Below are 14,632 nucleotides of genomic sequence, written 5' to 3'. Positions count from 1 at the left end.
GGGCGAGTACGTGGTGCTGGACACCAACAGCCTGGACGTCTTCGCGATGGAGCCGGTGACCTGCCGGTGGGTGCGCTGCGAACTGACCGTCGCCATGGATCTGTACAGCAGGTGCATCGTGGGGCTTCGGCTGACCCCAGTGTCGACGAAGTCGGTCGATGTCGCGGGCGTGTTGTACGAGACAGTGCGTCCGGGTGAGGCCCGCGCGGACGGCGGGGAGCCGCTGCCGTACTGCGGTGTTCCGTCGGCTGTGGTGGTGGATGCGGAGAAGCTGGTGGACCGGGACGGGCAGCCGCTGCTGCCGACGGTCGCCACGGAAACGATCATCTTCGACCACGGCAAGGTCTACCTCTCGAACCACATCAAGAGCGTCTGTGCCAAGCTCCGGATCTCGCTGCAGCCCGCCCGTCCCAAGACCCCGACCGACAAGCCGGTGGAACGCTGGTTCGGCACCCTCAACAAGGGCATCCTGGCCGCACTGCCCGGATACAAGGGCTCGGATGTGCACAGCCGCGGTGAGAAGGTCGAGGACGAGGCGTACTTCTTCATTGACGAACTCGAAGCGATCATCCGGGAATGGGTCACCACGGTGTACCACCGGCGCCACCACCGAGGGCTGTGCATCCCGGAAGTGCCGGGGCTGAAGCTGAGCCCGCTGGAGATGTTCGAGCACGGGGTGACCCGGGCCGGGCCGCTGCGGATCCCTCTGCGGCCCCATCTGGCCCTGGACTTCCTTGAGGAGTTCCGCGTCCCGATCCACCACTATGGCGTGGAGGTCGACGGCCTGCGCTACAACGGCGACGGGCTCAATGGCCACCGCAACCAGCCCAGCTCTTACAGGGGCGTTGACGCCGGGAAGTGGCCGATCGCCGTCGACTCCGGCGACATCACCAAAGCGTACTTCCAGGACCCGAAGGATCGGACCTGGCACGTGCTGGACTGGGAGCATGCGGCAGCTCTCGATGGCCCGGTGAGCCGGGAGGCAGTGGTCTACGCCCGCAGGCTCGCCAAGAAGACGCATCGGTTCCCGGATACCAAGCGTGCACTGATCGAGCTGCTGGACCGCTGGGGTGCGGGACTGACCCGGGACCGTACCGAACGCCGGATGGCGCTGCGGCTGTCGCAGGATCGGCTGCGCATGGTCGGCGAAGATGAGGTGCCGGACGAGGCGGACGTGGTCGCCTCGCTGCCGTCCCTGCGGCGTGTCGCGGCCACCGGCGGGCCCGGGGCCAGCATGGACGAGCCGGGGCATGCGAACCTGCGGGCCGTCGCAGCCACGGAACAGGTCCCGGGTGGCGACGATGACGAGGACGACGAGCTGGAAGCGGTCTTGCCCGGCGAGGAGGACATCGTCGCGAACGACGACGAGGACTACTACGCTGACGTCTGGGAGAGCCGTTGAGTACGGCCGAAGGCCTCGCGCCGTTCGAAGGCGACGACCGCCAGTACTCGCCCACCCGGCTTCCGGGCTGGCTGCAGGAGGTCAACGGCCCGGACCGCATAACTGATCGTTTCAGAATGAGGAAATTTCATCCTGATTTCGCTGGTCACGGGCCTGGTGTGAGCTTGTAGTGGGGTACTCGTGCTGGCCAGGACATGATCGGCAGAGGGAGATCGTCTGTCACCTCTGCACTTCGCTGTTCGCCAGGACGAGTAGGGCCCGCAGGAGGGTGGTCGCGTGGCGGGTGTTCATACGGACCTTGCTGAGGAATCGCCAGGTCTTCAGGTTTGCGAAGCCGTGCTCGACGGCGGCGCGTTCACGGCTGAGCAGGCGGTTGGCCTCCTTCTCGGCGTCGGTGAGCCGGTGGTTGCGGGTGGCCTTGCGGCCGGTGATGATCACCGGGTTGTCAGGGTCGTCGTCCAGGCCGACGAAGCCGAGGTCGGCCAGGGCCCCGAGTTTGGCCTCGCGGAGATGCTCGGTGAGCTTGCTGTGGCGGGCGGTGGTGATCTCGCTGGACCGCCCGGGCTTGGCCGCGGAGATCCAGATCAGGTTGCCCTTCTCGTCGGTGAGCGCAAGAAACAGCAGGCCATGGGACTTGTGTTTCCCGCTGTAGTTCTTGCGGTTCTCTGTCCCGGTGCGGCGGCGGGTGCGCACGAGAGTGCCGTCCAGCAGGACGACCACCCCGCCATCGTCGGCGATCTTCTTCAGGGCCCGGTCCAGGCGCGGGGCGCGGGCAGAGAGCAGGCCGATCACTTCGATCACCCATCGGCGCACGGTCGAGGCGGAGACGTCGTTGCCGCCGGCCATGTCCAGAAGGCGCTGGTCATGACGGAGAACGGCGAGCACGATGATCGCTTGGGTTCCCGGGGTGACCTTGCGCCAGCGGGTGCCCAGCCTCTTGCGCTGCTTGCGTATCAGGTCGGCGACGAGGTCGATGGTCGACTTCGACACCGGAAGGCGAACCTGGTAGACAGCATCCTGAGAGCCCTCGGCGGGCTGGTTGTTCTTCACAAAACACGCCAACTCCCGCCGGGGGCCCTCGCGTTGTGGCAGGAATCGGCCACTTTGCGGCCGGATGCCGGGCTGGTGTCAGCGCGGTCCGTAGCGGCCTGACGGGGTGCGGTGCAGCCAGCCCCGGTCCGCGAGCCGCCTCAGCTTGCCCCGCATCGCCTCGGTCTGCGCGGGCAGCACGCCCAGCCCCAGCTTCTCGCACACCTCTCGGGTCTTGACCGGCCCGTCGGACGCACCCGCGACCACCTGCACAATCCGCTGATAGTCGGCGGGCAGCACCTCTTCGCTCATCCCCTCGACGCGGTGCGGCACGAGCAGCATCCCGCCGGCTCCCGACGCTTGCGTCGCCGGCGGATCCGGCTCCACCGGATCGGGCTCCACCACCGGATCGTCCCGCCTGCCGCCGTCCGTCGCCTCGGCGTACTGGCCGAACACCACCTCCGCGGCCTCCAGCCGGGCCACCTCGACATCGATCTCGGCGAGCTCCTTACGCAGCCGCTCGGCGCGGTCGGCCAGCAGGACCCGCCGTTCCACCGTCCATGTCAGTACATCCACCATGAACTTCCCCTCCCCGGGCCGGATCTTCCTGCCGGACCCTACGAGGAGACAACCGCCCGTACGGCGACTTCCGCGAACGAGGCCCGTGGCAATCGATCACCTGCTACCGATCATGTTCCAGACCAGCCCGAGTACCCCGCCATCGACTCACGCCAGCCCCGTGACCTGCGAAATCAGGATGGAAATTGATCAATGAGAATTTGATCTCGATGTCCCGGCGGGGGCGGCGCCCGGTGGTGTCACGGAACCGGTTGCTCTGCCTGGACGTTTACTTGACAGGCCTTTGATGGAGGAGAACCTTGTTGAGTTTGAGCTTCCCGCCGGTACGGGCGCTGGGACGCGGGGCGGGCTGGTACCGCGGGGACTGCCATGTCCACTCCGTCCACTCGGACGGAGAACTCGCTCCCGAAGAGTTGGCACTGCGGGCACGGGTTGCTGGGCTCGACTTCATCGCAACGACAGAGCACAACTCTGCCGCGGCACCCGATGTATGGGCGCATCTGGCTGCCGATGACTTCTTGATAGTGCTGGGTGAGGAAGTGACTACGAAGACCGGGCACTGGCTTGCGCTCGGCACCAGCCCCGGTCAGGTCGTCGACTGGAACCACCAGGTCAGGGACGGACTGATCGATCGGTGTCTGGATCAGGTCCATCAAGTGGGAGGCCTGTGCGTGGCCGCGCATCCCCACGCGCCCTATCCGTCGGGCGACTTCATGTTCCCCTTCCGGGGCTTCGACGTGGTGGAGGTGTGGAACGGGCTGTGGACTTCGGACCGGCCCTGGAATGCCGACAACGAGGCCACCCTGGCCGAGTGGGGACGGAGCCTCGCAGCCGATATCCAGACGGGCTCTTGGCGGCCGGCGATGGGCAACAGCGACACACACCTGGAGGGGCAGATCGGCATCCCGCACACCGTGGTTTTCTGCGAGGAGCTGAGTACCCAGGCGATCCTCGCCGGGATCCGCTCAGGCCGCAGCTGGATCGCCGAGTCGACGGAGGTGGAAGTGTCGTTCACCGCCAGCGTTGATGGTCGCATCGCCGGGGTGGGCGAACAGCTCGCAACTCATGGTGGGCGGGTCGAAGTGCAGGCAGCAGTACTTGGTGTGTCGGCGGCGACCGTCAGCTTCCACACCGATAGAGGGAAGGTCCACCGCGTGTCGCTTGCCGGCGACGGAGCAGGTGCGGTGCAGTGGCACACGACGGCGGAGGACTCGGCGTTCGTCCGCATCGAGGTCCGCCATCCCAACGGGCACGTCGCCGCACTCACCAACCCGATCGCCCTGACCTGACTGATCGCCTCAACATGATGTGCGCAGGCGGCGTAGGCAGATGAGGCTGCAGGCTAGTGGCTTGTCACGCAGCCTTCGCCGGGTATTCGGTCCAGGATCTGATCGGTGAGTCGGGTGCGAAGGCCGTCTTCGGCTCGGCGTTGGCGTTGTGCCAGCGGACGTAGGAGGCGATGGCGGCGTTCTGCTCGTCGTGGCTGCGGTGGTCGGTGCCGTTGAGTGCGAAGTAGCGCAGGGCCGCAAACTCGGACTCGATCCAGTTCAGCCAGGACCCGTAGGTCGGCAGGAAGACCAGCTCGACGTCGTTGTCAGCGGCCCAGGTCCGCACCTCGGCGTGCTTGTGCGGGGAGAAGTTGTCCAGCACCACGTACAGCTTCTCCCCAGGCCAGCGGGCTCGCAGGGCCTTGAGGAGGCCGAGGAACTCGCGCCACCGCTTGCGCTTTCGGATGCGGTAGTACAGCTTGCCGGTGGCCAGATCGAGGGCGGCGAGCATGTGCATCACGCCGCCGTAGCGGTTGTAGGTGGCTCGCAGCCTGCGCGGACGCCTCACCGGGCCCCACGCCTTGCCCTTGCGGGGCATCAGGTTCAGCGGTCCGAACTCGTCGACGCATATCACCCGTCCGTCGGCAGGCGGGGTGTCGTACAGCTCCAGGATGCGGTGCATCTTGGCGATGAACTCCGGGTCGGTGGACGCCTTCCACGTGGTGGTGGTCTTCCAGGAAATCTTGCCGGCGCGAAGGATCCGGCGCAGGGTCTCCCTGCTGATGGCCGCTGTCACCTTCTGCTTGATGAGGTGGTCGGCGAGCTTGCTCAGGCTCCAGGTGGAGAACGCGGTGATCTTCCAGTCGGCGGGGGACGTCCGGGCGATCAGGCAGATGTGCTCGCGCACCTTGTCACTGATCGTCCTTGGGCGTCCCCCGCTCCATTTTGGGTCCAGCGCATCCAGCCCCTGCTCGTTGAAGGCGTGGATGACGTCACGTACGTAGTCCTCGCTGACCTGCATCAGCACGGTGATGTCCTTGACCGTCTGGCCCTGGGCGGACATCAGCACCACGATCGCCCGGCGGAGTTTCACCGGGTCCTTCGCGGTCCGGCTGATCCGCTGCAGCTTCCGGCCCTCCTCCATGCTCACCGGCCGGACGAACACACTCGGTCGACGTCCCACAACCACCTCCAAGATCAGTCTTGGAGACAGTCTGCTGGGTCACGAGCAACAGGTCGATTACCCGCCGAAGGCTGCGTGACAAGCCACTAGAACTGGTGCGCGCGATCGAGGCGCAGGCCCTGGCTCTGCGCGATGTGCCCGGCGCGGACCTGGTTGCCGAGATCGATGCGGCTGCGCCGGCCATCGCGCTGCCGATGGAGCGGCCCTTGTATGCGCCGGTGGTCAAGGCGCCGATCGACAGCACCGGGATCCAGCCGGGTGACGAGGAGTTCGCCGCCGATGCTTTGTTCGAGGCGGTGTATGTGGATCCTGCCCGGCTCACGGCCGCGGTGCACCACGTCCTCGGCTCGCGCACACAGGTGTCGTTGGCCGAGACGCTGCGCGAGCACCCCCTGGAGCAGGGACTTGCCGAACTGGTCGCCTACTTCGCGCTGCCGGACGACGAGTTTACCACGGTGTTCGACGACCACCGTCAAGAAGAGATCACGTGGATCGGCGAGGACGACGTCCAGCAGGTCGCCACCGTGCCCGTGGTCACCTTTGCCCGCACCAGCCCCGGCATCGCCTGGGCCACCAGCCAGAAGGAGAAGCGATGACCACGCCTCCCGCCCAGCACCCTGCGCACACCCTTTCCCTGCCGGTGAACCAGTTGCTCAAAGGCCCCGTCTTCCGCGACCAGCACGAGCGGGCCTGGGAGGCTCTGCTGCACCTGAGCGCTCGGGTGAAGGACTACGTCGAGGTCATGGGCCTGCGCGTTGTGGTCGACGAGATGGAGGGCTACGCCTTTCTCCAGTCGAAGCCTGACGACGAAGACGACGTCCGGGATCCGCGCGCGGCGCCGCCTCGACTGATGCCCCGCCGATCGCTGTCCTACCCCGTCAGTCTGCTGGTCGTGCTGCTGCGCAAGCGGCTCGCGGAGTTCGACGCGGGCGCGGACGGTACCCGCCTCATGATCACCCGGGACGAGATCGTCGAGATGATCCGAACCTTCCTCCCGGCCGGCAGCAACGAGGCGCGCATGGTCGACCAGATCGACGGCCACATCAACAAGGTGGTGGACCTGCAGTTCCTGCGCCGTGCCCGCGGCCAGGAGCAGCTGTTCGAGGTCCAGCGCATCATCAAAGCCTTCGTCGACGGGCAGTGGCTCGCCGACTTCGAAACGCACCTGGCCCAGTACGTGGCCTCCCACACCCCTCAGGAGAAGCAGCAGTGATCCCCGCACAGTCCGGCCCCGCCGAGACGGCCACCCCCGCCGATCTGGCTGCAGCCGGTTTCCGGCTGGAGCGCCTGGAGGTCTACAACTGGGGCACGTTCGACAAGCATGTGTGGTCGTTCGGCCTTGCCGGCGCCAACGGCTTGCTGACCGGGGACATCGGTTCCGGCAAGTCCACCCTGGTGGACGCGATCACCACGTTGTTCATGCCCGCCCGAAAAATCGCCTACAACCGGGCTGCCGGCGCGGAGAGCGGCGAGCGCAGCCTGCGCTCCTATGTGCTGGGTCACTATAAGTCCGAACGCAACGAGACCACCGGTGCCACCAAGCCGGTTGCGCTGCGCAAACCTGGCAACTACTCCGTCATCCTGGGCGTGTTCCACAACGCCGCGCTGGGGTTGACCGTCACGCTGGGCCAGGTGTTCTGGCTGGCCGATGCCAATGCCACCAGCCCGGAGCGGCTGTTCCTCGTCGCCGACAGGGCCCTGTCCGTGGCCGGTGACTTCGCCGACTTCGGCACCGAGGTGCGGGCCCTGAAGAAGCGCCTCGAAGCCAGCGAGGTCCGCGTCCACAAGACGTTCCCGCCCTACAGCAAGGATCTGCGGCGCCGTATGGGCATCGAGTCCGAGCAGGCGCTGGAACTCTTCCATCAGACGGTGTCGATGAAGTCGGTGGGCAGCCTGGACGACTTCGTCCGCAGCCACATGCTCGAACCCTTCGACGCGGCCGCCATGACCGACAACATCGTCACCCACTTCGACGCCCTGACCACCACCTACAACTCGGTGAAGCGGGCCCGCGCCCAGATCGAGGCCCTCACCCCGCTGCTCGCCGACTGCGACACCTACGAGAGTCTGACCGCGCGCATCGACGAGACCGACACCCAGCAGGCCGCCCTGCGCTACTTCATCGCCCAGCACACCGCGACCCTGCGCGAGGACCAGCGCCTTGCCCTGGAGCAGACGCTCAGCCGCCTCGCGCACGAGAAGCAGACCGCCCGGGAACAACTCGAGCACCTCCGTGCCGAGCAGAGCCGATGGGAGCTGCAGCGTGAGGGGCTCGGCGGCGGGCGCCTGGGCGAACTGGGGCGCCAGATCCAGGAAACGGAACTGCAGCGCGATGCGCGGCACAAGCGCGCCCGCGAGCACGCCGACCTGCTGGAACAGGCAGACTTGGCGCCGGTCACCGATCAGGCCCAGTTCACCGAACGCCTTGAGCACATCGCCCGGGCCCAGCACGAGGCGGCCGCAGCCGAGCAGAAGACGCGCACGGCCCTGGAGACGCTCGCCGTCGAGACCGCACAGCTGCGGCAGCAGGCGCAGGATCTCAACGACGACCTGGTCAGTCTGCGCTCACGCCGCAGCAACATTTCCCGCAAGCAGCTGGATGTGCGTGCCCGCTTGTGCCAGGAACTCGGCCTTGAGGAGAGCGCACTGCCATTCGCCGGCGAACTCATTCAGGTCCGCGATGAGGAACAGGCGTGGGCCGGTGCCGCCGAGCGGCTGCTGCGCGGCTTCGCGCTGTCCCTTCTCGTCCCCGGCGAGCAGTACGCCCGTGTCTCCGAGTGGATCAACGACCACCACCTGGGGACAAAGCTGGTCTACTTCCGCGTGCCCGACAAAATCCCGCCACGGCGGCACCCGGCGGCCCCGTCCACCGCGCTGTTCACCAAACTCGAAGTTCGCGACGACTCGCCGTTCGCAGCATGGTTGGCCGGTGAGCTCGAACGCCGCGCCTCGCACGCATGCGTGGCCACCATGAACGAGTTTCGGCAGGCTGAACTGGCCATCACCGAACAGGGATTGATTAAGGGGGCTCGAGGCCGCCACGAGAAGGACGACACCACCCGGATCGACGACCGCAGCACCTATGTCCTCGGCTGGACCAACCAGGCGAAGATCGACGCCCTCCTTGACCAGGCGACCCGAGTCCACAGCGCCCAGCGCGAACTGGCCGACAACAAGCGCGGTCTGGAAGCCGCTCATGGGGACAGCATCAGTCTCGACAAGGTGCTCAACCGGCTGGCGTCCCTGCGCGACTACAGTGAGATCGACTGGACGTTCGCCGTCCGGCGCATCACCGAACTGACCGACGAGAAGCAGCGCCTGGAAGCCGCCTCCAAGGACCTGGAGGAACTGTCGCGCCGGCTGTGTGAGATCGCCGAAGAGATCAGCAAGCAGGATGCCGTCTTCGAGGAAGCGAACCAGAACTGGGGCCAGGCACGGGGCGAGCGGGACACGGCCATCCGCGCCCGTGACGAGGCCCGCACCATCCTCGACGAGGCGGCCGCCTCCGACGCCCAGCCCCAGTTTCCCGCCCTCGAACAGTGCCTGAAGGATGCCCGCCTCACGTGCCGCACTCCCAAGGAGTGCACCCGGGCCGAAACCCGGCTGCGCGAGGACCTGACGGCGCAGAAGAACCGCTGGAGCAAGGAGCAGACCCGCCTCGCCCAGGCGATCGCCTCTCAGATGGGTACCTTCCGTAACACCTACCAGGCTGAGACCAACGAGCTCGACGACTCCGTCGCCTCCGCCGGCGGCTACCGCGCCCTGCATCAGCAGCTCGTCGCCGACGACCTGCCGCGCTTCGAGGCCCAGTTCCGCACCTACCTGAAGACCAATGTGATCCGCGAAGTCGCCGGATTCCACGCCCAATTGACCATCTGGGCCGATGAGATCGGCGAACGCATCAACACCATCAACGAGTCGCTGGCCGACATCGACTACAACCCGGGCCGCTACATCATGCTCAAGCCCGAGCCGACCCCCAACACCGAGATCCGCGACTTCACCGCGGAACTGCGCGCCTGCACCGACGATGTTTTGTCAGGCGACGACTCCGACCTGTACTCCGAAGAGAAATTCCATCAGGTCCAGCGCCTGATCGAGCGCTTCAAGGGGCGAGAAGGCCACACCGATGCCGACCGCGCCTGGACCAGGCGTGTCACCGACGTGCGCTACTGGTTCGTCTTCAGCGCCAGCGAACGACGCCGTGAGGACGACTCCGAGTACGAGGTGTACTCCGACTCCGGCGGCAAGTCCGGCGGCCAGAAGGAGAAACTCGCCTACACCATCCTGGCCGCCTCTCTCGCCTACCAGTTCAAACTGGATACGACCGCCAGCAGGAGCCGCACCTTCCGTTTCGTGGTCATCGACGAAGCCTTCGGCCGCGGATCGGAGGAATCCGCCCGCTTCGCCCTGGACCTCTTCAAGCGCCTGGGCCTGCAACTCCTCATCGTCACCCCGCTGCAGAAGATCCACGTCATCGAGCCCTACGTGTCCGCCGTCGGCTTCGTCGACAACCCCACCGGACACCACTCCCGCCTGCGCACCCTGACCATCGCCCAGTACCACCAAGAACGCCTCGCCCACACCCTGGCCGCCCTGCAGCCCGCCGCCGGACAGGGAGACTGAGATGACGTCACATCAGAGCCCCAACTGGACCACGCCGCAGGCAGTCCTCGCACGCCTCCACAAGCGCTGGAACACGGGTGCCTACCTCACCCAACTCGCCGACGAAGCAGACTGGGAACCCATCGAGATCCCCTTGCGGGGCCCGAAAGCAGGCGACATCACCCGTCACTATGACGACGTCCTCGCCTGGGCCGAATCGTGGGCGCCCAGCGCGCATAGACACCTGCGCATCGAATACCGCAGGCTCGGCGGACGCCTGGCTGGCGTGAACGACGTCCCCGACCGCGTCTGGATCGATGACCGCGAAGACCTCTGGCGTCTGCTGGGCGTCACCCCCACGGTCGCCCGCTACCAAACCCTGCTGACCTCCACCCGGGAAAGCCTGCCGGCACTCATCCCGTGGATGATCGCCCACCCCATGCAGGTCCTCCAACGGGAAACCGACTGGCCCCGCTTGCAGGCCACGATCCGCTGGATCACCGACTACCGCGGGGCGGCCGTCTACCTGCGCGAGCTCGACGTACCCGGCGTGGATACCAAGTTCATCGAACGCCACCGCGCCATCCTGACCACCCTGCTGGAGCACTGTCTTGCCGAGGACCGCATTGATGCTGAGGCTGTGCGTACCGACTTCGCCGCCCGCTTCCGCTTCCTGCGCAAACCCGCATACCTGCGGTTCCGGCTGCTCGGCGGCGAGCCACTGGCGGGCTTCAGTGAACTCACGGTGCGCGCGGATGAGTTCACCGCGCCGCCGCCCGGCATCACGACCGTGTACGTCATCGAGAACGAAACCACCTACCTCGCCTTCCCCGACCAGCCTCACAGCATCGTGATCCAGGGTGGCGGCTACGCAGTCACCCAACTGTCCGCCCTGCCCTGGCTGCACGACGTACGCCTGGTCTACTGGGGTGACCTGGACACCCACGGCTTCGCCATCCTCGACCGACTGCGCCGGGCCTTCCCGCACACACAGTCCATCCTGATGAACCGGAGCACTCTCCTGGAACACCGCGGCCAGTGGGTGAAGGAAGACACACCTACCCACCAACCGCTCAGCACGCTCACGCCGGACGAAGCCGATGCCTACGACAGCCTCGTGGACGGCGAGTTCGGCCACAACGTGCGACTCGAACAAGAACGCGTGCGGTTCCACCTGCTCGAGGACGCCCTCAACGAGCTCCGCTAAGTGGTCGATGCTCGAAGTCCTTCGGGGGTTGACTCCCGCTGTTGTTGTGTGTGAGGTCCGGTCAGATCTCGGGGCGGCCAAGTAGAGGCCGCAGGCGCAGTCTGGGGTGGTTTTTACCGGGGTTCCGCCGAAACTGTGAGAGCTCGGGCATGACTCTCCCGATGAGGCATCAGGAGGTTGCGGTCGGCCCCGGACTGGCCGCGGATGGCTCTGCCTCCGCGCGACCGCGCACGGGGGTCGCTCCGATGTCGTCGGGCTGAAGGAGCCCGGTTAGCACGCGGGTGAGGATGCGGTTGAAGAGCGACTCCGATGAATCCTCGGCCTCGGGCGGCTGCCCGGTCAGGGCGGTGGCGAGGTGCGGGTGGTGGCCCGCCATGGCGACCTGGGTGAGATATTCCGCCTGGTCCTGCTGCCACTGCGGGATGGTCTGCCCGGCGAGACGCTGGGTCACCTTGGCCCGGGTCAGTGTGGAGACGACGGCATTGAGGATCGCGATGGCCTCCAGCTTGGTCCGGGGACTGACATCGAGGTCGGCCAGCGCGGCCAGGGCGTGTTCCAGGTAGGTGACCGCGTGCGGCCCCAGCGGGGTCCTCGTCGCGGTCGCGTCGAGCAGCCATGGGTGCGCGAGGTAGACGCCCCTGCTCTGCCGGGCCAGGGCGAGCAGGTCGTCGAGCCAGTGCCCGGAGCCGAGTGTGGCGTAGGAGATCTCGCCATTGACCTGGTCAATCATCAGTTCCAGCAGTTCGTCGCGGGTGGCCACATAGCGGTAGAGGGATGCCGGTCCGGCCCCGAGGGCGACCGCCACGGCCCGCATGGTGACGGCGGGCAGGCCGTCCGCGTCGGCTAGGGCGATCCCGGCGGCGGCGATGCGGTCGCGGTCGAACGTGGGCGTCGGGCCGCGTCCGGAGCGTTCGGGGCGCAGCCAGATGTTGTGGGCGGACGGCTCGGTCATGGCCCCTCCTGTTCTGCGAACGGCGTATGCAGTACCTTAGGCCATATGAACTGCGAACATGGATCGCAGTAAATGAAAGAGAGTCGACATGCCCCAGATGCAGCCGCAGCAGGAGTGGACGCCGACCCGATACGCGCACAACGGCGACGTTCAGGTGGCCTTCGACCAACTGAAGGGCTCCGAGGGCGAACCGCTGCTGCTCATCATGGGGTTGGCCACCGCCCGGTTCTGGTGGCCGGCCGGACTGTGCCGGGCATTCGCCGACGCCGGGTTCGCCGTGGCCCGCTACGACCAGCGCGACGCCGGCCAGTCGACCCGGATGCCGGACACCGCCACCGCCAACCCCTTCAAGGCCCTGTTCGCCAAGCGTGGGGACTCCTACACCTCCGAGGACATGACCGACGACGCCATCGCCGTGATGGACGAACTCGGCTGGGAGCGGGCCCATGTCTTCGGCCACTCCCTGGGCGGCGCGATCGCCCAGCGGGTCGCGCTGCGACACCCCGACCGGGTGCTCAGCGTCACCTCCTCGGCGGCCCTGCCCAGCGACGTCTCCGGCCTGGGGGTCCTGCGCTACCTGCGGTTCGGCCTGCTCGCCAAGCTCGCCCGGACCAAGTTCCCCGAGGGCCGCGAAGGCGACATCGAGGCCGCCCTCACCGTATGGCGCGGCATCGCCTCACCTGGCTACCCCTTCGACGAAGCCGCGGCCCGCGCCTGGGTCGAGGCCGACGTGGACAGCGGCCCGCGCGACAACAAGGCACAGAGCCGCCAGATCGGCGCCCAGTGGCACGGACCCAGGCTCAAAGAGCTGCGCCGACCCACCCTGGTCCTGCACGGCGAGCAGGACCCCATCCTGCGCGTCAGCGCGGGCCGCGCCACCGCCCAAGCCATCGACGGCGCCCGCCTGGTGACCTACCCGGGCGTCGGCCACGACCTCCCCGCCGCCCTGTGGCCCGACATCGCCCACCAGATCAGCGACCTGGCGGTCCGTCAGTTGCGATCGGGCGGTGCGGGCGTGTTCGGACAGCCGCTGGGGGAGTGACAGCCGGGTGCACTCCGGCGGCGTGGGCACGGTGGCCATCTTGCCGGATCGTTGAGGCGCCGGACGCGGCAGTATGCCCGTCGTGATCCACTTCTCCCGATCGGCCCGTCTGCCATGCCCGTTACCCCGGCCCGCCCGATCGTTGCGACAACGGCCGAGCGCGAGCGGTTGAAGAAGATGGCCTACGGCCACAAGACCCCGTACCGGTTACGGCGGCGGGCCGAGATCGTCCTGCACGCAGCTCGGGGGCGCTCCAACGCGCGAATCGCCCGCGAGACAGGCCTGCATCTGGACACGGTCCGCGCCTGGCGCGACCGGTTCGCCCACGGCGGGCTGCCGGCCCTGGCCGACCGCAAGCGCACCGGGCGTCCCGCCCGCTTCAACCCCGTTCAGGTCGCCGAGGCCAAGGCCCTGGCCTGCCAACTCCCGGCCGAGACAGGGGTGCCGCTGTCGCGCTGGTCGTGCCCGGAACTTGCCGCCGAGCTGACCGCGCGCGGAATCACCGACAGCATCTCCGCGTCCACGGTGCGCCGTTGGTTACGCCAGGACGCGATCAAGCCCTGGCAGTACCGGTCCTGGATCTTCATCCGAGACCCGAACTTCCGCGCCAGGGCACAGCGGGTCCTGGACCTTTACGCCCGCACCTTCGAAGGCGCCCCGCTCGGCGAGGACGAGTACGTCCTGTCCAGCGACGAGAAGACCTCGATCCAGGCCCGCTTCCGCTGCCACCCCACTCTGGCCCCGGGGCAGGCCAGGGCGATGCGCGTCAACCACGAGTACGGACGCGGCGGCGCCCTGGCCTACCTGGCCGCCTACGACGTTCACCAGGCGAAAGCCTTCGGTCGCTGCGAGGCCACCACCGGCATCGTGCCGTTCATGGCCCTGGTCGAACAGGTCATGACGCAGGAGCCCTACGCCAGCGCGAAACGCGTCTTCTGGATCGTCGACAACGGCTCCTCGCACCGCGGCATGCGGGCCATCGACCGCATGGCCGCCCGATTTCCGAACGCCGTCCTGGTCCACACCCCGGTCCACGCCTCCTGGGTGAACCAGATCGAGATCTTCTTCCCCATCGTGCAGCGAAAGGTCGTGACACCCAACGACTTCACGGACCTCGACCAGGTCCGGGACCGGCTCCGAGGGTTCGAAGACCGCTACAACGCCACGGCACAGCCGTTCCAGTGGAGGTTCACCACCACCGACCTGGACGATCTGCTGGCCCGACTCGACCAGCACACACCCGCCGACCGACAAGAAAAATCCTCCATCAGACTGACAGCCTGATCAACCCCCGAAGGACTTCGGAAGCCGACCACTAAGCCTGAATCCACCGGCTGTCCCGGGTCCTGGTAGATAGAGAAATGA

At 67.2% G+C, this 14,632-nt stretch carries 12 protein-coding genes; 8 read left to right on the top strand and 4 right to left on the bottom strand.

Translation table 11 applies throughout. From position 1 onward, the window contains the following. Nucleotides 1–10 precede the first annotated feature (10 nt). Nucleotides 11–1,402 (top strand): hypothetical protein, encoded by a 1,392-nt coding sequence (locus tag NRF20_RS02165; RefSeq protein ID WP_413751882.1) that lies wholly within the window; start codon nt 11–13, stop codon nt 1,400–1,402. 219 nt (nt 1,403–1,621) lie between these two features. On the opposite strand, the gene NRF20_RS02160 is transcribed toward NRF20_RS02165, so the two are convergent. Together NRF20_RS02160 and NRF20_RS02155 are read right to left on the bottom strand one after the other, a co-directional pair. Then, nucleotides 1,622–2,452 carry a transposase family protein gene (locus NRF20_RS02160; protein WP_413751748.1) on the bottom strand — a complete coding sequence of 277 codons (831 nt, stop codon included), beginning with the start codon at nt 2,450–2,452 and terminating at the stop codon, nt 1,622–1,624. A gap of 78 nt (nt 2,453–2,530) precedes the next feature. Next, entirely contained in the window at nt 2,531–3,010 is a 480-nt protein-coding gene (locus NRF20_RS02155) for a hypothetical protein (RefSeq protein WP_413751749.1), read from the bottom strand. Nucleotides 3,011–3,312: 302 nt separating this feature from the next. Here NRF20_RS02155 and NRF20_RS02150 point away from each other — a divergent pair, with 302 nt between their 5' ends. After that, complete coding sequence (locus NRF20_RS02150; RefSeq protein ID WP_413751881.1) at nt 3,313–4,299, top strand: CehA/McbA family metallohydrolase; 987 nt, start codon at nt 3,313–3,315, stop codon at nt 4,297–4,299. Nucleotides 4,300–4,363: 64 nt separating this feature from the next. Here NRF20_RS02150 and NRF20_RS02145 read toward each other — a convergent pair whose 3' ends face one another. Next, nucleotides 4,364–5,422 carry an IS630 family transposase gene (locus NRF20_RS02145; protein WP_413754502.1) on the bottom strand — a complete coding sequence of 353 codons (1,059 nt, stop codon included), beginning with the start codon at nt 5,420–5,422 and terminating at the stop codon, nt 4,364–4,366. Between the two features lie 134 nt (nt 5,423–5,556). Here NRF20_RS02145 and NRF20_RS02140 point away from each other — a divergent pair, with 134 nt between their 5' ends. The 4 genes from NRF20_RS02140 to NRF20_RS02125 are packed head-to-tail and all read left to right on the top strand — an operon-like array spanning nt 5,557 to nt 11,273. Beyond that, on the top strand, nt 5,557–6,057 hold the full coding sequence (locus NRF20_RS02140) for a DUF3375 family protein (RefSeq protein WP_413751880.1): 501 nt from the start codon (nt 5,557–5,559) through the stop codon (nt 6,055–6,057). Continuing rightward, nucleotides 6,054–6,674: a DUF4194 domain-containing protein gene (locus NRF20_RS02135; RefSeq protein WP_413751879.1), complete on the top strand. Its 621-nt coding sequence runs from the start codon at nt 6,054–6,056 to the stop codon at nt 6,672–6,674. The genes NRF20_RS02140 and NRF20_RS02135 overlap by 4 nt, the downstream gene beginning before the upstream one ends. Next, on the top strand, nt 6,671–10,087 hold the full coding sequence (locus NRF20_RS02130) for an ATP-binding protein (protein WP_413751878.1): 3,417 nt from the start codon (nt 6,671–6,673) through the stop codon (nt 10,085–10,087). Before NRF20_RS02135 ends, NRF20_RS02130 begins: the two co-directional genes overlap by 4 nt. A 1-nt stretch (nt 10,088) precedes the next feature. Beyond that, nucleotides 10,089–11,273 (top strand): Wadjet anti-phage system protein JetD domain-containing protein, encoded by a 1,185-nt coding sequence (locus NRF20_RS02125; RefSeq protein ID WP_413751877.1) that lies wholly within the window; start codon nt 10,089–10,091, stop codon nt 11,271–11,273. A gap of 169 nt (nt 11,274–11,442) precedes the next feature. On the opposite strand, the gene NRF20_RS02120 is transcribed toward NRF20_RS02125, so the two are convergent. After that, nucleotides 11,443–12,225, bottom strand: coding sequence for a TetR/AcrR family transcriptional regulator (locus NRF20_RS02120; protein ID WP_413751876.1), 783 nt, complete (start codon nt 12,223–12,225; stop codon nt 11,443–11,445). A gap of 88 nt (nt 12,226–12,313) precedes the next feature. Between NRF20_RS02120 and NRF20_RS02115 the strand changes: the two genes are divergently transcribed. Next, nucleotides 12,314–13,267 (top strand): alpha/beta fold hydrolase, encoded by a 954-nt coding sequence (locus tag NRF20_RS02115; RefSeq protein WP_413751875.1) that lies wholly within the window; start codon nt 12,314–12,316, stop codon nt 13,265–13,267. Between the two features lie 114 nt (nt 13,268–13,381). Next, complete coding sequence (locus NRF20_RS02110; protein WP_413751874.1) at nt 13,382–14,551, top strand: IS630 family transposase; 1,170 nt, start codon at nt 13,382–13,384, stop codon at nt 14,549–14,551. Nucleotides 14,552–14,632: the final 81 nt, after the last annotated feature.

This window comes from Streptomyces sp. R-74717, from assembly GCF_047305335.1.
GTDB lineage: Bacteria > Actinomycetota > Actinomycetes > Streptomycetales > Streptomycetaceae > Streptomyces > Streptomyces atratus.
Note: the sequence above shows the minus strand (reverse complement) of the source record. Positions and strands in the feature narration are given on the sequence as shown.